Genomic DNA, 20,580 nt, shown 5'->3' on the forward strand with positions numbered 1-20,580 from the left:
CTGTTGGTTCGATGCCTTGCAGGAGGGTTTGATTCAGGCAGCGCGGTCGCTGAAGAGATGAATGTAGGCGTATTGCAGCAGCATGATGGTCTTGCCATCCTGAATGGCACCTGTGTCGATGGCAGACATCGCCTCTCCAATCGGCAGTTCGAGGACTTCGATGTCTTCACCTTCCGCGTGATTGCCTCCGCCCAGCGTTGCGCGTGAGCCGCTGTGGTACTCGGCGACGAAGAAGTAGAGGCGTTCGGTGACGGAGCCGGGACTCATGAAGGCTTCGAAGATCCGGCGGACATGCGAGATCCGATAGCCTGTCTCTTCTTCGACTTCTGCACGGATGCGGTCTTCGGGGCTGGCTTGATCGAGCAGGCCGGCAGCGGCTTCAATCAACATGCCTGGATGGCCATTGACGTAGGCCGGAAAGCGAAACTGGCGGGTGAGCACGACGGTTCCGCGCTCCAGGTTGTAGAGCAGGATCGTGGCTCCGTTGCCCCGGTCGTAGGTCTCTCGATTCTGCCGCTGCCAGGTTCCGTCGCTTCGTAGGAGCTCGAACGTCGTCTTTTTGAGGACGTACCAATCATCGGAGAGGGTCTCAACGGAGTGGATGCGAATCTTCCCTTCCATGGACGGGCTGCTGAGCGTCATAGGCATGAGGTGAAGATATCGTGCAATTTCGCGCAATGTCAAGTATTATCGTGCAATGCTTACGACTCAACGAAAGCAGCAGATTCTCTCTCTCCTGAAGCGCGATGGCCAGGTTGTGGCGAAGGATGTCAGCAAGGCGATGGGGGTCTCCGAGGACACCATTCGGCGCGATCTTCGCGAACTTGCGCAGGAGGGGCTGCTCCAGCGAGTGCATGGTGGAGCGTTGCCGGCGTCGCCAGCAGTCGCGGACTTTGCTGGACGAGAGTTACTGCGTCACGAAGGAAAGGTCGCGATTGGCATGGCCGCCGCTGCGATGGTCCGTCCAGGGCAGGTTGTCATTCTGGATGGAGGGACGACAGCGCGAGAGGTCGCCCGGCATCTGCCTTCTGATTTGCAAGCGACGGTGGTGACGCACAGTCCTACGATTGCGCTTGAGCTGGTCCACCACGCTTCGGTTGAAGTCATTCTGCTTGGCGGACGACTGTTCAAGCACTCGATCGTTGCAGTGGGGGCGGAGACGATGGATTCAATCCGGCAAATTCGTGCAGACACCTTCTTTATGGGGGTGACCGGAGTTCATCTGCAGACCGGGCTGACAACGGGCGATTACGAAGAGGCCGCGATCAAGCGAGCTCTGAGCGGTGCGGCGGCGGAGACAGTTGTGCTGGCGTCTGCGGAGAAGTTGAATGCGGCGTCGCCGTACCGCATCATGGGACTTGAGAAGGTGAGTTCGATCGTGATCGAGCGGGGTACCAGCGAAGTTGTGACGAAGGAGTATGAAGCCGCAGGCGTGAACCTGCTGCGAGCCTAGAAGCGGTGTGATGGCTAGTGCGAGATGCGGAGGCCGGGCTCGCGGGAGATTGGGCGAGGGTTGTTCCGATCGAGGCGGACGGCAAGGAAGGCGAGAGCAAGGGTTACGAGGGCGATGGCGGCGCTGGCGAAGGTGAGGCTGCGATAGCCATATCCGGCAGTGATGATGAGGCCGCCAAGTGAGGCTCCGGTGGCGTTGCCGAAGTTGAAGGCTCCCTGATTGAGGGTGGCGGCGAGGTTGGGGGCTTCGGAGGCGTGGTCGACGACGCGGGACTGGAGCGGAGCGCCGGCACCGAACTGGATCGCTCCCCAGATGAGGATCATAGCGATGCAGGGGATGGCGTAGGGCTCTGCGAAGTAGAGGGCGAAGAGCGAGGCCATAAGGGCGAGCATCGAGGCGATAAGGAAGGTTCTTGGGTGAAGGTCTGAGAGGGTGCCGCCCGCGAGGTTGCCAATGGTGATACCGACGCCGAAGAGCAGCAACGTAAGCGTGACCATATGCGGCGAGACGTGGGTGACGACGAGCAGCGTGGGCGCGACGTAGGTGTAGACGCAGAAGAGCGAGGCAGAGGTGAGGGTGCTCATAAACATACCGAGCAGTACTTGAGGACGGCGGAGGACGCGGAACTCGTGGATGAGATTACTCTTCCCTGCTTCCTGCGGCGGGACGAGAAAGAAGAGCGCGGTCGCGGCGGCGAGGCCGATGGGCACGATGGCCCAGAAGGCGGCACGCCAACCGTATGCCTGGCCGAGAGCGGTACCGGCGGGAACTCCGAGAACGTTGGCGAGGGTGAGGCCGGAGAACATGAGTGCGATCGCCTGTGATCGCTGATTCCGGGGCACCAGATTCGCAGCGACTACGGAGCCGATGCCGAAGAAGGCTCCGTGGCAGAGGGCGGTGAGGACGCGGGCGGCGAAGAGGAGGTTGTAGGTGGGCGCGACGGCGCAGGCGAGGTTGCCGAGAGTGAAGACGGCCATCAGCAAGAGCAGGGCGCGCTTGCGCTCCAAGTGGGCAGTGGCGAGGGCGACAAGCGGAGCTCCGATGGTAACGGAGAGAGCGTAGCCGGTGACCAGCGCACCGGCCTTGGGGATGGTGACGGCGAAGTCGCGCGAGAGTTCCGGCAGCAGACCCATGATGATGAACTCGCTGGTGCCGATGCCGAAGGCCGCGACGGCGAGCGCCATGAGCGGCGTGCGGGTGAGGATGCTGGCGGGCTTCTGCGCCTGCTCGGCGAAAGAGGTGTCCATTCTTCCAGTTTATCTGGAGGACTGGCTTGCAGAGTTTGCGACCGCGAGCATGGGACAGTCGTACTACGGTGGATTGAGAGTCGTAGCACGGGTGGCGTAGGATTTCTGCGACTGAAGACAAGGGTTCGGGGGATCTATCGCGATGTCGTTTCACTCGTTTACGCGCAGGGATGTGTTGAAGGGTGGGGCTGCGGCCTCAGTAGGGCTGGCATTAGGTGGGCGGGCGATGGCGGATCTTCTGCCGGGTGCAGGCGCGGGTGCGCGGCTAAAGCAGCTTGAGTATGGTCAGGTCACGCTGCTGCCGGGGCCGATGCGGACGCAGTTTGAGCAGACGCAGGCGCGGTTTCTGGGGCTGGATAACGACATGCTGCTGAAGCCGTTTCGACAGGGGGCAGGACTCGACGCTCCGGGCGACGATATGGGCGGGTGGTACTCGAACTCGCGGTTCTGGGCGACCAATGGCGGGGCGGAGGGATTCGTTGCAGGGCACAGCTTTGGACAGTATGTGTCTGCGCTCTCGCGAGGATATGCGGCTACGGGCGATCGCGCGACGAAGGTGAAGGTGGAGCAGCTTGTGGCGGGGCTGCAACCAACTTTGGTGAGCAAGTTTTATGACGGATATCATCTGCCCGGATATACGTTCGATAAGACGTTCTGCGGGCTGAGTGACGCTTGTTATCTTGCGGGCGTGAAGTCTGCGGAACCGGCGATGAAGGTGGCTCTGGATGCGGCGCTGCCGCATCTGCCGGAAAAGGCGCTCTCGCGGATGGAGCAGCATGCACGGCCACATAAGATCGACGGCGATACGTGGGACGAGACGTATACGCTGCCGGAGAATCTATTTCTGGCTTATCAGCGAACGGGTGACGTGAAGTATCGCGACACGGCGGTAAGGTTTCTTGAAGATGACCTGCTCTTCAATCCGCTGGCCGAGGACATCAACGTGCTGCCGGGAGAGCATGCGTACAGCCACGTGAACGCGCTGAGTTCAGCGATGCAGGCTTATTTGACGACAGGCAGCGAGAAGCACCTGCGGGCAGCTACGAACGGGTTTCGCATCGTGCAGGATCAGAGCTATGCGACTGGAGGATGGGGGCCGGGTGAGTCGCTGCTGCGGCCGCATACGGATGATCTGGCGCGGAGTTTGTTCTCGGAGCGGAACAGTTTTGAGACGCCCTGCGGAGCGTATGGGCACTTCAAGATCACGCGTTATCTGCTGCGCGTGACGGGCGACAGCCGTTATGGCGACAGCATGGAGCGGGTGCTCTACAACACGGTGCTGGGGGTGAAGCCGATCCAGGAGGATGGGTCGAGCTTTTATTACTCGGACTACAGCATGAATGGGCGCAAACTTTATTACGCGAATAAGTGGCCGTGCTGCTCCGGGACGCTGCCGCAGATGGCGGCGGACTATGGAATCAGCTCCTACTTCGCGAGCGATGCGGGTCTGCATGTGAATCTATTTGTGCCTTCGCAGGTTACATGGAAGCAAGGTGGTGTTCCGGTGACGCTGGTGCAGGAGACGGAGTATCCGTTCCGGCAGACTACGAAGATGACGTTGAAGCTGACTGCGGAGCGGGAGTTTGTGCTGAACCTGCGGATTCCGGCGTGGGCCGGGCCGGGGACGCGGGTGCTGGTGAATGGCAAGAGCGTGGATGGCGAGGTGAAGCCGGGGACGTTTTACGCGGTGAAGCGCGGCTGGCGAAATGGCGATGTGATGGAGATGGAGTTCGGGATGCCGGTGCGAGTGGAGACGTTGAGCATGAACGTCAATCAACATTCGTCGACCGAACCGGGCAAGATGTTGGCTTCCGAGAACACTACTGAGTTCGCGGCGTTGATGAGCGGGCCGGTGGTCTACATGGCGACCGGGCACTGGCCGACGGAGATGACGCGCTCTAGCTTAATGGCGGCGAAGAAGGTGGAGGGCGGCGACGCTTACTCGGTGGAGACGGGTGGGGCGCCGGTTTTGTTCAAGCCGTTTATGGGGATTGGGGATGAGATGTATCGGACGTATCAGACGTTGAAGTTGGGGTAAGAGGAAATCTGTTGGGAAGGTCTCGGCGCGGCGAAGAAGTCCGGCCGCGCTGGGGCGAGACGCCCACCTTAGCGACGATGAAACGGTCGCGAAGATGGGGCTCCCGGATTTGGCGGTTGAACAGTTCGGGCGGTACGGGTGATGCGGGCGGCGTCGGGATTCTTCCCCTTCGACAAACTCAGGGGTCAGAATGACGGTTCTTTTGGTGGACCAGATGGGTGGATGGTGAGGTTGGATCGTGGGCTTGGTAGCATCGGGATGTGCTTGAACTCTCTACGCCGGTGAAGTTTCTCAAAAGGGTGGGGGAGCGGGTCGCTGTCGAGCTGGAGAAGCGCGGTGTCGACACGGTCGAGGACCTGCTGTATCACCTGCCGTTTCGCTACGAGGACCGGCTGAATCCGGTGCCGATCTCCGCGCTGAAGGCGGGGCAGATGGCTTCGATCATCGGAGAGGTGAGGGGCGCGACGCTGCTGCAGACCAAGCATATGCCGCTGTTTGAGATGACCGTGGGGCAGGGGCTCGACACGGTGAAGTGCATGTGGTTTCGCGGGACTTATCTCAAGGACAAGTTCCGTACCGGGCAGATGGTGGCGCTGTATGGGAAGCTGGAGCCTTCGCGGTCGAGTGCGGGGAAGTTCAAGATGATTCAGCCGCAGTTCGAGCTGTTGCCTACGGATGCACAAGGCGAGGACGCTGAGTTTTCCATGCTGGAAGTGGGGCGGATCGTGCCGGTGTACGAGACGCTGGGTGGGACGACGGCGTGGGGAGCGAAGCTGGGGTCGAAGTGGTTGAGACGGGTGCTTTGGTCGATCTTTGAGGAGATGGAGAGTGGTGGCGGTCCCACTCATCGCGATGATGCTGCGATGAATGGGGCACAGGGTGTTCCTGTGGTCGACGCCGAAACTCTTCCTGGGAATTTGCGTGGGCGGCTGAAGTTACCGGCGCGGTTGGAGGCTCTGAAGGCGGTTCATTTTCCAGAGGCGGGGACGCCGATGATGGAGTTGATTGCGGCGACTACGCCGGGGCATCGGCGGCTGATCTTTGAAGAGCTGTTCTACCTCGAACTGGGGCTGGAGTTGAAGCGGCGACGGATGCGGGAGCGCGCAGGGACGGCGTTCACGACTGGCGATGGCGTTCGGAAGGCGATCAAACAGGTGCTGCCGTTTCATCCGACTGCGGCGCAAAAGCGCGTACTCGGCGAGATCGTTACGGACATGAAGCGGCCGCAGCCGATGCGGCGGCTACTGCAGGGTGATGTGGGATCGGGCAAGACGATCGTGGCGATGCAGGCGGCGCTGGTGGCGATTGAGAACGGCTACCAGGTGGCGTTAATGGCGCCGACGGAGATTCTTGCTACGCAGCATTATTTGTCGGCGAGGAAGCTCTTCGCTGATGCGATATCGCCGAAGACGGGGCGGTCTTATCGGGTGACACTTTTGACCGGGTCGCTGGACGAGGCGACCAAGCGTGGGGCGCGAGGGACGATCTATCGCGGAGAGACGCAGCTTGCGATTGGGACTCATGCGTTGATCGAGGACAAGGTGGACTTCGCGAACCTTGGGCTGGTCATTGTCGACGAACAGCATCGGTTTGGCGTGCAGCAGCGATTTCGACTGATGAAGAAGGACGATGCGCTCGATCCCGATGTGCTGGTGATGACGGCTACGCCGATTCCACGGACGCTGGCGTTGACGTTGTATGGGGACCTTGATGTGAGCGTGCTCGATGAGTTGCCGCCGGGACGAACGCCGATTGTGACTCGGAGGACAACGGAGGAACGCGCCGGCGATGTGTGGGATTTCGTGCGCAAGCAGGTGGCGCAGGGGCGACAGGCTTATATCGTTTATCCCGTGATTGAGGGGGCCAAGGACGATCAGCCGGAGTTGGACTTTGCTCACGATGAAGAGATGGAGGCGAAGGCCGAAGCTGCGTTGAGTGCCGGGGCAAAGACGGCGAAGAAGGCAGCGAAGAAAGCCGCTGTGAAGAGCAAGAGCGTAAAGCCGGCACTGTTTCCTAAGGCGAAGCTGCGGTCGGCTACCGAGATGTATGAGGAACTGAGGAAGGGTGGGCTTGCTGGGCTGCGGATTGAGCTGCTGCATGGGCGGATGAGTTCTGATGACAAGGAAGTGGCGATGGCGCGGTTCAAGCGCGGCGACGTGGATGTGCTGATTGCTACGACGGTGATTGAAGTGGGCGTGGATGTGCCGAACGCTACCGTGATGGTGATCGAACATGCGGAGCGGTTTGGTATGGCGCAGATGCACCAGTTGCGTGGGCGCGTGGGGCGTGGAGCGGCGAAGAGTTACTGCATCCTAATGACCGGAGGCCGCGTGAGCGAGCAGGCCGAGGCCCGACTGGATGCAATGGTGCGGACACAGGATGGGTTCGAGTTGGCAGAGCTAGATCTGCAGCAACGCGGGCCGGGGGAGTTCTTTGGGACGCGGCAGGCGGGGCTGCCGGAGTTTCGCGTGGCAAATCTAATCCGGGATAGGGAGCAGTTGGAGCTGGCCAAAGTGGAGGCGGCAAGGTTTGCGCGAGAGCCTGATCCGAAGGTCTCCGACGAGGAGCGGCAGGTGGTGTGGGCACGGCTGAAGCAACAGTGGCAACGAAGATATGGGCTGGTGGAGGCGTAGAGCCTGCGCTCAACGAGTCTCTTTAAGAAACTGGATTAGGTCTTTGCGCTCCTGCGGCTTTACGACGCTGAAGCTCATGTTGTTGCCGGGAACGAATGCGTCCGGGTCAGTGAGCCAGCGATCAAGCGTCGTCTCGTTCCACACAATATGGGCATTCTTGAGCGCGGCGGAGTAGTCGAAGCCGGGAAGCTGCGCGGCAGGCTTGCCGACGATTCCGAGCAGCCTTGGGCCTTCGTGACTTTGTTCGAGAGCGTGACAGCCTGTACAGCGCTTTTCGAAGAGCATTGAGCCTGCGGCGGCATCGCCGATGTGGGTCGCAGACGCCTGGTCAATTGAATTGCGACCGCGCGCCCAGGCTGTCAGGGTTTGCAGATCGGTTGTCGTGACAGCGGCGTTGCGATGGATGAAGCGGTACTGCGGGAGCGGCATATCGTTCGATTTCGTCTCCTTGAGAATGAGGGACTGCAGGGTCTGCTGTTTGTCGGGCGAATAGGTATCCCAGGCTGTGAGGTCAAGGTGTCTGCGACCCTCGACGATGTCGCGCTCCATCAGCCAGGAGACGGGAGCGAAGCGGCCATACAGGTGCGGGCGGGAGTAGTCGGAGTGACAGTCGGCGCACTTGCTGGAGAGGATAGCGTCAACCTGCGGCGGGATGGAGCTGTGATGAGTTGGCGGGGCCGGGGTGAAGAGGCCCGCGTCCCCTAAGGGATGGACGCGGGCGAGGAGCAGCGAGGCTGCCAGAGCAGTGATACAGGTGAGGAGGGCGATGCGGGCGCTCATGCGTTCTCCGCGAGCGAAGCATCGACGATGGCAAGGTGGGAGTGTTTCGCGATGTACTGAACCTCCGTGATTCCGAGGACGCTGCGGAGCTTGCCTGCTGGCACCATCATTGGGCCCGCGCTGGGTGCCTTGCCGGGAGCGGGCTGGGGGAAGGCCGTTGAGGTTGCGGTATGGAAGGCAACGTTGCCTTCGACCTTCTGCACAACCTGGTGGATGTGGCCGTTGAGCACCGTCACCGAGCCGAAGCGCTTGAAGTAGCTGAGGGCTTCCGCGCCGTCCTTGGTGCCCCAGCCCCACTCGGGATAGACCATCCATAGCGGAATGTGGGCGAAGATGACGATGGGTGTGGAAGCTGAGAGATCAGTGAGGTCCTGCTTGAGCCACGCGAGTTGTTCTGGGCCAAGCTTGCCGAGGGCGTCGATCTGCAGGCAGTTATTCAGCCCGATGAAGTGGACGCCGCGATGATTGAAGCTGTACCAGCCGGTTCCCAGGGTCCCTTTGCCGAAGCGCGCCATATACTGTGCTCCGTCGTCGGAGGAGAAGTCGTGTTCTCCGGGAACGTAGAAGGTCTCGCCGGCCTTGGCGGACTTGATGAGTTGCTGGGCGGTGTCGAACTCGGCTGGCTTGGCGGAGTGGGTGATGTCGCCGGTGTGGAGCAGGAGTTCGGGAGTTGTGGGGAGGGCGTTGATCTTGTCGAGGGCAATCTTTAGAGTGCCGGTGACGTCCTGGTTCGCGGGCTTGTTGAAACCGATATGGCTGTCGCTGATCTGGACGAAGCTAAAGCTGCTTTGCGCGGCAGCATGGCTGGACGGCGTGGCGGCGAAGAGCTTCGAGGTAGGGACGCCGCCCACCATGCTCCAGATAAGGCCGGTTCCAGCCCATGCCATGCAGGACAGGAAGTTGCGGCGGTCGATGCCGTCGGCCGACGGTGTGGATGCTGATGTATCAGGCGCTGATTCGGGTAGATGTTGATCGCTCATGGGTTTTGGTTCCTCCGCAGAGCTAAACCAGCAAACCTAAGATTTATTCCGGGAATATTTTCGACGCTTTATAGTTTGCATGGATGAAGCGGAGCAGCAATGACGTTACTAGCGTGGAAACGCGCCGCGCCTGAACAGGCCAAACCAACCCGAAGCTTTGAGGAAGAGGCGGAGCCACTGCTGCCTGCGCTCTACAATCTCGCTTCGTGGCTGGCGCGGGTTCCTGCCGATGCCGAGGACCTGGTGCAGGAGACGTATCTGAAGGGGCTGCGCGGCTACGCTGGGTTCGAGCCCGGTAGCAACTTCAAGGCTTGGATCTTCCGGATATTAAGGAATACCTTTCTGACTTCGAAGACAGGGCTTGAATCGCGGCGGACCCTTGCGCTGGAAGATGAACTGAGTGGAACCGAGATCGTCCCGGACGGAGCGGTTGAGTGGGCGACGCCGGAGAGCCTCTTCCTGCAGATGAGCAATCGGGCGGCGGTGGAGGCGGCAATGGAAGAGCTGCCCGCGCCGCTGCTTGAGGTGATCCTGCTGTGCGATGTGGAGGAGATGAAGTACCGCGAGATTGCCACGGTGCTGGATATTCCCATGGGTACGGTGATGTCGCGTATTGCGCGTGCACGACAGCGGCTCCGTGAGCAGTTGATGGCGAAAGAGGTGCGGAGATGATGGAACATCTGTCGGATAGCGCGATGAATGGGCTGGCTGACGGCGAGCTGTCTCCGGAGAAGATGGCTGCCGCGACGGCGCACCTTGCGAGTTGCTCGGAGTGTACGACGGACGCGCTTGCGAGAATGATGCTGAAGCAGACGACCGCGCAGGCGGGGCGGCGGTACACGTTGCCAGACAATCTGCGAGCGCGTTTGGGCAACACTCGTGACGCGCAGCCCGCTGTAGGGCGCGGGGTTTGGAGGCAGTGGGCGGTTGCGGCAGCGCTGCTCGTTGCGTTCGCAGGCATGGGATGGTGGCGTCTTACGCCGCAGAAGATCGAGCAAGGGCTGGCGACGGAGATTACAGATCAGCATGTAGCAGCGATGGCTGCGAGCGCAGCACCGGAGGTGTTGTCCTCCGACCGGCACACGGTGAAGCCATGGTTCCAGGGAAAGATTCCGTTCAGTTTTAACGTGCCGGAAGGATTGCCGGAAGGGACAACGCTGGAGGGAGCGAACCTGGCTTATGTGGGGCATCGTCCGGCGGCGCAGTTGATCTATAGCGTGGGCAAGCATCGGGCCTCGGTCTTCCTGATGGAGAAGGCTGGATCAGAGGCCAGAGATGCCGCGGAGGTGCGGGCCTCGGGGTTTCATATCGTGGACTCGCACGCTGCGGGGCTTGAGATTGTTGCGGTGAGTGATGTGGAGATGGCGAAGCTGAGAGAGTTGGTTGCGGCGGTTGATGGGGTGCAGCGGTAGGGCGAACTGGGTCGACGGTGTACGTCCCACCCATGGCCAGATGCGAGCCATGGGTGGGGCACCCGAAGGGTTGTGGCTGTGCGGTGAAGGCGGTTCGCTCTGAGCGAATGTCCCACGTCTCAGAATCGAGACGTGGGACATTCGGCCTTATTGGTGAGGGACGAGGTTGGAGGAGGGCCAGTGCATGGGCTGAGCGTTGAGATTGGGAGCTATGGAGACCTCGCCGGTCGTGGGCTTTACGTCGATATTGAGGCCGTCGATGGCGACTAGCGGGGTTTCGCCTGCGAAGTCTTTGGTGGCGGCTTCGATGGTGATAGTGCGGCTCTCGTTGGGAACGAGAGTGATGTAGTTGTCAGAGTAGAAGGCAGGCAGGACGCGCTTGCCGGATTGCTTCTGGTGAAGCTGGATGTGGGTCATCATGGCGATGGATTGCGATGGGTTGTGGAGGGTGACCTTGATGTGCGTGTTGTCGCCCACGATCCTTGAGGATGCCTCGGCGTTGAGCGTGACGGTGGGGAGTTTGTCGAGGCCGGTAAAGTCTTCCTGGGCGACGTTCTGCCAGTAGAAATTAGTGGAGACTAGCTTGCCATTTGAATCGTTGAGTTCGAGCTTGACGAAGTAGAGGGCTTCGCGCGTCGCAGGTACAAACTGGAAGGCTTTGATCGTGGTGCTTGCCGGAACGAAGGCGACTGGCTTCGTGTCTTCGGAGGTGACCTTGCCTGCAAGGCTGTACTCAGTAAGGTGGACGGTGAGGCCAGTCAAGGGTTCGGGGGTGTTGTTCACGACTTCGACGCCGTAGTTGGCTTCGTTGAGTTGGACGTGGATCTTTTCGCCGGCCTTCTTTGCGGCGAAGAGCGAGGAGTTTGGGTCGAGGTCATAGTGGTAGAGCTGCCAGACGAAGCTCGGCTGCGCGGGATGGCTCATCCAGGTGATGACGCCGGTGGTGGCCTTGAACATCTGCGCGTTGCGGCCTTCGTACATGGCGCGGAAGGCCTCGTAGTTGGCGAGCTGGCCCTTGCGGACGAAGTCGGCGAGGTTGCGGATGGGGCCGTAACGCTTGGCTAATTCGGAGGGGTAGGCGTCGCCGCGCTGGGCTCCGTGGGCTAGGTCGTGCTGGGCCCAGTCGTCGTTCTGGGTCTCCCAGTCCTTCTCGGGCATCATTCCCTGGATCGACTCAATGGTCGGGATTGAGACGGATCCGGTCTCGGTTTTGAAGCTTTCGTTGAGGTTGTAGAAAAGGTGGGGCGAACGCCAGTAGTAAGGACCGTGCGAGGAGACGCCGCGACCGTCAGCGGAGTTCGATTGATAGAGGCGCGTCGGGTCGAGCTTCGCCATCATGATCTTCAGTTGGTCATCGAGCGCCTTGGGCGGATAGCCCTCGTTGCGCGCGCACCAGACCGCGATGGCGGGATGGTTGCGGTATCGAAGGACCTTGTCGGTGACGTTAGCGAGGTACGTCGGGATGTCGTCCGGGTTGGGGCCGTCGCTGGGGTTGGGCTGGAAGAACTCATCCCAGAGGAGGATGCCGTACTTGTCGGCCATATCGTAGAAGTCGGGGCTGGTGCTTTGGCCGACCCAGTTGCGGATGAGGTTCATGTTGGCGAGCGCGTGCATGTGGAACTGCGCGTCGAGGCGTTCGCGGGGGATGCGCTTCATGCCTTCGTCGAGGCCCCAGTTGCCGCCGCGCACCATGATGCGGACACCGTTGACGGAGATGGTGAGGTTCTCGGAGTCGGAGACGGAGTAGTCGATCTTGCGGATGCCGAAGTTGGTGGTGATGAAGTCGGACATGCCCGGTGATTTAGGGTCGCCGATGCTGAAGGAGAGGGAGAGATGATAGAGGCGGTGCTCGCCGTAACCGTTGGGCCACCAGAGGTGCGGGTCTGCGATGTGAAGTGCGGGCACTGTAGTGCTGTCGAGTGAGACTGCTGTTGAACTGTTGGCGTCGACACTGACTTTCTTGCTGAACTCGATGGGCTTGCCGCCGGGGCCCATGATGATGCCGATGAGCGTGCCGGTGATGGGGGCAGCTGTGATGTTGGTGACGGTGGTTGCGACGGTGAGGTCCGCGGTTGCGTGGTCGGGGGAGATCTCGCTGGTGACGAAGGGATGCTTGATCAAGGCTGGACCGCTGGCCGAGAGAGTGACGGGAAGCCAGATGCCGGTGTCGCGATCGCGCACGGCGGGTAGCCAATCCCAGCCGATGGTGGAGAGGAAGGTGGGGCCGTCGGTGGCCGTGTCGCCGCCGTTCTTGCCTACGCCGTTGGCGACGGTGTGTTCGACGGGCTTTCCGGGATGAGGCTGGGGAGAGATGAGTACGGCTAGGGTCGCGGTGGTGCCGGGCTTGATGTACGCAGAGATGTCGAAATCGCCGCGGATAAAGGCTCCGCGCATGGAGCCGGCCTGGTGGCCGTTGACCCAGATCTGCGCCTCGTAGTTGATTCCGGCGAAGTGCAGCCAGGTGTGGCGGCCTTTATGCGAGGCCGGAACAAGGAAGGTGGTGCGGTACCAGTAGTCGGCCTTGTTGAGGCTCTCCGGGATGGAGCGCATGTTCTCGCCGTAGAGGGGCTCGGGGTAGACCTTGTTGTCGACCAGCGTGGTGAGGACGGTGCCGGGGACGGTGGCGGTGTACCAGCCTTCCGGATGGAAGGTAGCGCTTGAGACCTCGGCGGGCTTGCCTGCGACCTTGGAGGTGTCCTGCATCTGCCAGCCGGTGAGGGTCGTTTCAGGGAGTTGGGCAGAGACGAGGGTGGCGGGGACGAGGAGTGCCATAAGGGCTAGCTTCAGAGCAGTCATTGTTGGCCGTAGAGCTTTCCGGATGTCTGAATAGATGAAGAACATTGCGACGAGTTTACAGCGGCGGAGTGAGAATGAGTGGCCCGGCCCACTCATCGCGATGAGGCTGCGATGAATGGGGCACAGACTGGTGGCACTCTAAACGCAGATTCCCTGCGGGAATGACAAGCAGAATTACAGACACAAGAGTTTTACGCAGATGCTTGAGGCTTGCGCTAGCTAGCTGGCGGCGGCGTGGGCGAAGGAGGGCTGCGCGTACTCGGGGGTCGTGTAGTCGGGCTTGACGGCCTTCTTGGGGCCGCGTTTGCGGGCCACCAGGACGCGGATGCGTTCGAGCATCTCGGAGGCGGAACATGCGCCCTTGGGGAGGAAGACATCGGCGGCGATCGCGCGGTCGAAGGAGGTGACGGTGCCGGAGACGATCATCGCGGGTAGACCGGGGTGAAGCTGCTTGGCGCGGCGGACAAGTTCGTTGCCGTCCATCTGCGGCATGATGAGGTCCGCAAGGATGAGGTCGAGCGTGCCGGGGATGGAGGCCTGGAGGATCTCAAGCGCCTGCTGGGAGCTGGTTGCGGTAAGGACGCGATAGCCGCGGGTTTCGAGGAGGAACTTGCGAACGGAGAGAGGCTGTTCGTTGCTGTCGACACAGAGAATGGACTTCTTGGGGCGCATCGGGGCTCGCATTATCTGCCGGCACGGCTGGTAGGGCCGTGCGGCGGAGAGGGCCGCGGCGATGTGCTCGTTTGTTGCGAGGCGCATCGTGGCAGCATGGTTTCGGACGAACCCGCAGACGTTCTCGATGAATTGAGAGCGAGAAAGGGCGTCTGCGCCGAGGGGAGTCAGACAAGAGAGGCTCGATGAGACGAGACTCTCCTGTCTGCTCCTGAGGGAAGCAGTGCCCCTGGCCTGCCGTTCGACCTCGTTTAGAGGCATGGAACGGCGCGGCCACGGGTGCGAGAGAAGCCCCACTTGCTGGTCCGCCTTGCATCGTGCAAGGAGTCAGGGCAGGTTGCCACGCTGGCTTCAGGGACGCAGATGGCCTAGCTGCGGCGGCCGCGATCTTAGCGCGATTTGCGGTAAGATCGCCTTGCAAGCAGGGGCGATGTGCGAGTGAAGGCGAGCGTCTGCGGTGTCCGGCATCGGATCCAAGAGCACACATCAGCGAAGCTGATGGAGACTTGAACCGGGGTGGACAAGCAGCGAGGCTTCTCTCAACTCAAGTTGTGGTAAAGCAGGCGAAAGACTGTTTTTTGGAGAGCAACGATGAAGAGAGCCGAACAGCGCGCCTCATCTGTCTCCTGTAACGCTTCCCAACATTACGAACGGCTCATGGACTTCGCAAGTGCGAAGATTTGGCGAAGCGAAGGATTTCTTTCCTCTTGCCATCGAAGCAAAAATTCGAAGCATGCGTGAATTGGCTGTTAAACGCGGTTTTCCCTTGTGGGAATCCGGTGTATCACGGCAGGAAAAAGGTCCCGGATGCAACGGGAATGGTGCGACCTCCGACGAACACTAAATCGGGAATCGATTGTTGATCGGTTGAAAAGGCGGCTCTAACCTCAATTCGGCTTGGCCGATTGATCTCAATTCCCTGCTCGAATACAACTGTCTGGTCATTGACTGCCGCCTTATGGTGCACAAGATAAGCGATGGTGCAGCCCGATGCCGAGCCAGTGGCGGGATCTTCACCGTTGTAGAACTGCATCCGGTTGTGCCAGTCAGCAGACGAGCCTTCCTCCGTGCGCGTGATGCAGTAGAAGAATTTTGCGTCGCAGGAGTCGAGATAGGCTTGCGCCTTATCCTGCGGGATGCAGAGGCGCGACGCGACTTCCATCGAGCGTAGCGGAACGATGCAGAAGGCCATGCCGGTCGAGACAGTCTGGATTGGCAGCGACGGGTCAAGGTCATCGACCGAGAGCCCCAGCGCGGCTGCTATGGCCTCTGGCGAGTGCGTCATGCCGAAGGTGGGAGCCTTCTGCTGCATGGTCCCGGACACGCCTGATTTTGCGGCATCCTGAGGGCCGAACGTCACAGTGATGGGGCCGACGGGAAGGTCGAGCGTGATGGTCTCCGCCCCGCGCAGCACGGGGTGATTGAGATAGAGCCACGTGGCAGTGCCCAGAGTGGGATGGCCGGCGAACTGAAGCTCCTCCTGAACGGTGAAGATGCGAACCTGTACGCCGCGTTCGGCTTCGATGGCGGGGTCGCGCGGGATGATGAAGGTGGTCTCAGCGAGGTTGGTCTCGCGGGCGAGCGCCTGCATGGTGTCTGCAGAGAGGTGGCGAGCATCGGTGAAGATCGCGAGCATGTTGCCTTCGAGGGGTGACTCGGCGAAGACGTCGACGAGGGCGTAGTCGGTGCGGGCGTGTCCAGAGGATGAGGGTGGGATTGACATGAAAGCCTCGAAATCGTAAGGTCGAAGTTACCGCAAGGAGGTCAAACAGCCTCCTCGGCCATACCCGCATAGAACTCAGGGCAGGCTGCGGTACAGATTCAGTTTAGAGCTTATGACGATGACTTCCATCTCGAACATGCCTTGCTGCCGCTGCTGTTGCTGCGGATGTGACGTGGTGTGTTCCGGGATGATGGGATAAGCGACTCGAAGTAAGCGAAGCATTTCGAAGAGCAGATAAAACCCACCCGGACGCTGAGAAGCGAGGGTGGGTTTTCTGTTTCTGATTGTTTTCGGTTTGGGATAGGAGCAGCGATGAGCGAAGGTCGGATTCCCAGGATTCTTGAAGTAGCGCCGGATTTCGAGGCGACGAGCACACACGGCCCGATCCGCCTGAGCGACTACACGGCCAAGGGCAAGTGGGTGCTGCTGTTCTCGCATCCGTCGGACTTCACGCCGGTATGCTCAACTGAGTTCATCGAGTTTGCGAAGCACCAGGATGAGTTTGAGCGGCTAAACGTGCAGCTCGTGGGCGTGTCGATTGACTCGATCTACTCGCACATTGCATGGGTACGTGACCTGGAGTCGATGGCGGGAGTTCAGATCCGTTTCCCCGTGATTGCCGATCTCGATCAGAAAGTCTCTCAGGCTTATGGCCTGGTGCATGAAGTGGCGAACGATACGGCGACCGTGCGGGCGGTGTTTGCGATTGATCCGCAGGGCCTGGTGCGGGCGTTGATGTACTACCCTGCTCAGCTGGGACGCAATGTCGCGGAGTTGGTGAGGATGTTCCAGGGACTGCAGACGGCGGATGCGAACGGCGTGAGCTGTCCGGCAAACTGGAAGCCGGGTCAACAGGTGATCGTGCCTGCTCCGGCTACGCTGGCCGACGCGGCAAAGCGAACCAACGGTGGTGGCGCCGGATTGAACGTGGCAACGTGGTATCTGGCGAAGAAGGACCTTGCGCTCGCAGCCCGCTAGGGACTTAGGCTAAGGCAAGGTTGTACGATAGGATCAACGAGATTGCGGGGAGTGTGGCATTCACCGGCTCCCGGCGAGTCAATGAGCACCGATGGCGAAGTGGCTAACGCGCTGGTCTGCAAAACCAGTATTCATGGGTTCAAATCCCATTCGGTGCTCCAATCATTCAAAAATGCAGGCCAGCGACCGCATACTTTGTCTTGCCGATCCGGGGCATGGCATAGGCAACTACAGCTGCTGAAAAGTTCGATCCTCACGAAACAATCGACACACGGAAGACGATTCAACGCGCCTAAAGTCCAAGTCGTTCCTGCGTTGGCTTGTAGTCAAAATGATGCGGTTGCGCCTGTTCGCCGGAGCGCGAACGGTCGTTCCACTCCAGCTCATAACGCAGGTTCTCGCGGGTCAGCGGATAGCTCTGTTGATTGCCGTAAGGGTAAGCGCTCATGCCATGAAAGGGCATCTGCGAGACGGTGTAGGGACTGGCTTCGTAGAAATCCATGTCCTTCACATATCCATTGACATAGAAGAGATAGTCGCGGCGCCATCCTGGCGAGAGCGGCGGAAGCGAAGAGTTATCAAATTGCACCTCGATCTCCTCGCCGCTACCGAAGACGACGTATCGGTTATCCGCAGCCTCTAGAAGCGGTGTCACATCGCCATAGCGCGTGTAGTTCCCGCGCTGCCAGAAGAAGGGGCCCGTGGCGCTGATCTGGTTGTAGTCGTAGGTCAGATCGCCGGGATTGTCACGCTCGATCTGTTTCGGATATCCGCGAAACGCAAGGTTGCCGCCATGCAGTGGGAGCTCCGTCGTGCGTGCCTTGCGAGGATCCTCTGCGTTATCCACCAGAATCTTGTCCCAATAGATTTGCAGGTTTGTACGAAGGCGGACGCGCCGTGTACCCACGGGTAGTCTGCCGGTAAGATCTGCAACGATCGTGCGCTGCAGGCCGGCGGGAAAGCCGAGGTCTTTGATGATCGTCTTCCAGCTTCCATCGGGAAGCTGCGCTTCGAGCGATGGCGACTGCGGCGTCAGTCCGGCCTGCCATGCTGCATACATCGAGTTGGCCGTGAAGTACTCGATGTAGCCGGTGAGAAAGAGACGCAATGGCTGGGCCTGTTTCCAGTCGCCCAAATCCAGAGTGAGTTGATGCTCATTGGTGAAGCCTGCATAGCGAAGCACATCGAAGTCGCGCACGTAGCGGTGATCCTCGTCCGATAGCAGCTGTCGAACATCGTTGCCGTGATCGTCCCACGCTCCCTCCGGTACATGGGCATGGCTGGACGCGACTACCAGCTTGCCCGAGGCAAAGGGAGGCTCATCGAGGAACGCCTCTTCGGGATAGGCTTCGGTGCCCGCCGGATGATCGATCGCTACGAGCTTTACCTGGTCGATGTAGTTGACCTCTTCCATGGGCTCGCCAAAGCGTAGAGAGAGCAGCCCATCGTGCGCCTTCAACTGGTCGCCGCGCACCCGCACCCACTCGTCGGGATCGGCGATGTTCTTCTCCGTTGGAGAGATCCAGTGCCCGACAACGCCGGCGCCAATCACGTCACTGATGAACTCGTAGCGCTCTCCGTTCCAGGTGAAGAGCGTCGGGCAGGAGCTCCCACGGCGGTCGAGCTCTGTAATCACCGACGGCTTCGCGGAAGGCTTGTCGATCTCATCCTGCGGTACGCCGGTGGGCCATAAGAGGCGTACCACATCCGCGGTCTCCGCCGTGCCTAAGCCTGCGAGCAGCTCTAGGTCGCCCTGGCTGGCGAGCCCGGCGCTGCCGGTGATCTCGAAGTGCTGTGGCTGGCCGTTCGCGATGAGCTCGACCTGCGTGCCGATGGCGCTACGGTTGTCCGCAAGGCCCTGCAAGGCCAAGCGCAGCGCATGATGACGGCTGTCGCCGGAGTTGTGCAGCACCAGAGGCGTTCGTCCAACGCGGCCGATGATCAGATCGGCGACGCCTCGCTGCTCTGTATCCACAGCGATCACCGACTCCGCTTCAGACAGATCGATGCCCTTCAGCCCAAGATGCTCTGAATCATCTTCGAAGCAGCGAGGACCGCAGTTGCGTAAGACGCGGAGTTGGCGCGTCCCGCTTACATCCACCAGCACTGCCAGGTCAACGAAGCCGTCGTTGTCGACATCGAACGCCGCCAGGCCAAAGGCCCCGGTAGCTCCCTTTAGCGGCACGGGGATGCGCTCGAAGAGGGCTTTGCTGGGATCCTCGCTACCGGTGTTGCTCCATACGCTAAGTCCTGGAGCGCCCACGTGCGTGACGGCGATGTCCATGCGTCCCGTCTTTTCGAAGTCCGCTGTAACGATGCCTCGCGTCGGGCCCAACGCATCGCGGTAAAGCGGCTGCGCGCGAAAGGCTCCTTCCCTCTGGTTGAAGTAGAGCTCTGGTGAGGGCGCCATGCCTGTCGTGATGAGGTCCACCGCGCGGTCGCTGTTGATGTCGGACAGGATTGCCGCCGAGGTGGACGAAGAGCCGCTGAGCCCTGTCTCTTTGGTCCACTGGGTAAAAGTTCCGTCTCCGTTATTTCGCCACAGAATGTTGTTGCCCTCTTGTCCGCTGCCAGTTAGCAGAAGGTCGAGGTCACCGTCGTGGTCAAAGTCAACAAAGGAGAGACCCGAGGGCTGATTCAGGCCTGTCACACCGGACCCCTGTGTCACGTCTTTGAAGCGGCCCGGCCCTTGATTGAGGAGCAACACGATGCGGTTAGTGAAAGCTATGGCGAGGTCTGGAGTACCGTCATCGTTGAAGTCGCCAACAGCGCAGGCAATGGCTTTCCCAGCGCCCGATGCATCGAGTCCGGTATCCTTGAGAGTCTTCTCGACCAGGTGTCCGTCGTGAATCTGCCATGCGTGCAAGGGTTGGTTTCCGTTGCCCATACTCAAAATCGTCTTGCGATGATCCCCGAAGAGATCCAGAACGCAGAGTCCTGCGCCATGTTGCAATGCTGGATCAGGACTGTCGGGCCTGAGATCAGTGTCACCTGCATCAAGAGGGAGTACCGTGAAGGCCACGTTGCCCAGCGGTTCAACGCTTGGGAGGCTGGAGCGCAGCTCCTGGGCCATGGCATTTCGCCCTTGCTCTCCGTAGATCGAATTCACTGTACGGCCACGGCCATCCTTGCTTAGTTGCTGGAAGCGCGTGAAGTGGAGACGGGCCTTGTCGGCAGAGCCGCGATGCTGCAACATTCGCGCCAGGCCAAACTCCGCTGAAGCGTGTGCCGGATTGAGTTCGATGGCGCGTTCGAACGCCCTTTGAGCTACGTCGTCCTTCTTAAGTATCGCGGCAGTGCTGCCCAGGAAGTACCATCCATCGGCATCCCGAGGATCAAGCTCCAACGCGCGTTGAAACGCCTCCAGAGCAGCATCGGGGCGGGCCATTCTGAAATAGAGGAGGCCCAGGCAATAGGCGGCGCGCGCATCCGTTGGCACAGACTTCTGCACCTTCAGTAGAAGCTCCTCCGCCTCGGCATCCTTCTGTTGATAGAGAAGTGTTATGCCTTCATTCAAGAGAGGCGCGGGGTCTTCCGGAGCGAGGGTTCTCGCTGCCCGAAAACGAATGAGAGCACGGTCAGGAAGCTGTTGCGTCAGCATGGCAACGCCGGCGTTGTTCTCCCGAATTGCCTTTTCTCTGGCTTCTTCTTTGGCCGGATGATGCACGGTAGCGGCTATCGCCTGCGCCGCGATAGCGCTGGACATCGAACTCACGATCACACCCGCAAATAGAAGCAGGCGCGCACCGCGCGAGAGGGCGGTGCGGAGAATCCCAGCCACAACAGGCGCAGGTTGCGTTGCATCGTCGATGGTCTGGAGCATGGGCAAGAGCCTCGCCAATTCCTCGCTAGGCTGCCCCAGAGTCTA

The 20,580-nt window shown here is 60.5% G+C and carries 14 protein-coding genes and 1 tRNA gene; 7 read left to right on the forward strand and 8 right to left on the reverse strand.

Translation table 11 applies throughout. The features are described 5' to 3' along the window. Window positions 1-33: 33 nt before the first annotated feature. Window positions 34-648, reverse strand: a complete 615-nt coding sequence (locus HDF16_RS06975) for an NUDIX domain-containing protein (protein ID WP_221312579.1) — start codon at window positions 646-648, stop codon at window positions 34-36. A 49-nt stretch (window positions 649-697) separates the two neighbouring features. Between HDF16_RS06975 and HDF16_RS06980 the strand changes: the two genes are divergently transcribed. After that, window positions 698-1,453 carry a DeoR/GlpR family DNA-binding transcription regulator gene (locus tag HDF16_RS06980; protein WP_184214874.1) on the forward strand — a complete coding sequence of 252 codons (756 nt, stop codon included), beginning with the start codon at window positions 698-700 and terminating at the stop codon, window positions 1,451-1,453. Window positions 1,454-1,467: 14 nt separating this feature from the next. On the opposite strand, the gene HDF16_RS06985 is transcribed toward HDF16_RS06980, so the two are convergent. After that, entirely contained in the window at window positions 1,468-2,700 is a 1,233-nt protein-coding gene (locus tag HDF16_RS06985; protein WP_184214876.1) for an MFS transporter, read from the reverse strand. A gap of 142 nt (window positions 2,701-2,842) precedes the next feature. Here HDF16_RS06985 and HDF16_RS06990 point away from each other — a divergent pair, with 142 nt between their 5' ends. Further along, window positions 2,843-4,738 (forward strand): beta-L-arabinofuranosidase domain-containing protein, encoded by a 1,896-nt coding sequence (locus HDF16_RS06990; RefSeq protein WP_184214878.1) that lies wholly within the window; start codon window positions 2,843-2,845, stop codon window positions 4,736-4,738. 260 nt (window positions 4,739-4,998) lie between these two features. Next, entirely contained in the window at window positions 4,999-7,371 is a 2,373-nt protein-coding gene (gene recG, locus HDF16_RS06995; protein WP_184214880.1) for an ATP-dependent DNA helicase RecG, read from the forward strand. A 9-nt stretch (window positions 7,372-7,380) separates the two neighbouring features. Here the strand turns inward: recG and HDF16_RS07000 are convergent, their stop codons facing one another. Together HDF16_RS07000 and HDF16_RS07005 are read right to left on the reverse strand one after the other, a co-directional pair. Next, window positions 7,381-8,151, reverse strand: a complete 771-nt coding sequence (locus HDF16_RS07000) for a heme-binding domain-containing protein (protein ID WP_184214882.1) — start codon at window positions 8,149-8,151, stop codon at window positions 7,381-7,383. Further along, window positions 8,148-9,131 (reverse strand): metallophosphoesterase family protein, encoded by a 984-nt coding sequence (locus HDF16_RS07005; RefSeq protein ID WP_184214884.1) that lies wholly within the window; start codon window positions 9,129-9,131, stop codon window positions 8,148-8,150. The genes HDF16_RS07000 and HDF16_RS07005 overlap by 4 nt, the downstream gene beginning before the upstream one ends. 99 nt (window positions 9,132-9,230) lie before the next feature. On the opposite strand from HDF16_RS07005, the gene HDF16_RS07010 reads away from it, so the two are divergent. Further along, window positions 9,231-9,803: a sigma-70 family RNA polymerase sigma factor gene (locus HDF16_RS07010; protein ID WP_184214886.1), complete on the forward strand. Its 573-nt coding sequence runs from the start codon at window positions 9,231-9,233 to the stop codon at window positions 9,801-9,803. Further along, window positions 9,800-10,543, forward strand: a complete 744-nt coding sequence (locus HDF16_RS07015; protein WP_184214888.1) for an anti-sigma factor family protein — start codon at window positions 9,800-9,802, stop codon at window positions 10,541-10,543. Before HDF16_RS07010 ends, HDF16_RS07015 begins: the two co-directional genes overlap by 4 nt. Before the next feature lie 147 nt (window positions 10,544-10,690). Here HDF16_RS07015 and HDF16_RS07020 read toward each other — a convergent pair whose 3' ends face one another. From HDF16_RS07020 to HDF16_RS07030, 3 genes are all read right to left on the reverse strand, one after another. Beyond that, window positions 10,691-13,315, reverse strand: a complete 2,625-nt coding sequence (locus tag HDF16_RS07020) for a glycoside hydrolase family 2 protein (protein ID WP_246408824.1) — start codon at window positions 13,313-13,315, stop codon at window positions 10,691-10,693. Between the two features lie 243 nt (window positions 13,316-13,558). Next, complete coding sequence (locus HDF16_RS07025) at window positions 13,559-14,011, reverse strand: response regulator (RefSeq protein WP_184216158.1); 453 nt, start codon at window positions 14,009-14,011, stop codon at window positions 13,559-13,561. A 784-nt stretch (window positions 14,012-14,795) separates the two neighbouring features. After that, window positions 14,796-15,734 (reverse strand): PhzF family phenazine biosynthesis protein, encoded by a 939-nt coding sequence (locus HDF16_RS07030; RefSeq protein ID WP_184214890.1) that lies wholly within the window; start codon window positions 15,732-15,734, stop codon window positions 14,796-14,798. A 312-nt stretch (window positions 15,735-16,046) separates the two neighbouring features. Between HDF16_RS07030 and HDF16_RS07040 the strand changes: the two genes are divergently transcribed. Together HDF16_RS07040 and HDF16_RS07045 are read left to right on the forward strand one after the other, a co-directional pair. Then, on the forward strand, window positions 16,047-16,712 hold the full coding sequence (locus tag HDF16_RS07040; protein ID WP_184214894.1) for a peroxiredoxin: 666 nt from the start codon (window positions 16,047-16,049) through the stop codon (window positions 16,710-16,712). Window positions 16,713-16,797: 85 nt separating this feature from the next. Further along, a tRNA-Cys gene (locus tag HDF16_RS07045) sits at window positions 16,798-16,873 on the forward strand. Between the two features lie 131 nt (window positions 16,874-17,004). Here HDF16_RS07045 and HDF16_RS07050 read toward each other — a convergent pair. Continuing rightward, window positions 17,005-20,535, reverse strand: a complete 3,531-nt coding sequence (locus HDF16_RS07050) for an FG-GAP-like repeat-containing protein (protein ID WP_246408826.1) — start codon at window positions 20,533-20,535, stop codon at window positions 17,005-17,007. Between the last annotated feature and the right edge of the window lie 45 nt (window positions 20,536-20,580).

It is taken from the genome of Granulicella aggregans (assembly GCF_014203275.1).
Taxonomy (GTDB): domain Bacteria; phylum Acidobacteriota; class Terriglobia; order Terriglobales; family Acidobacteriaceae; genus Edaphobacter.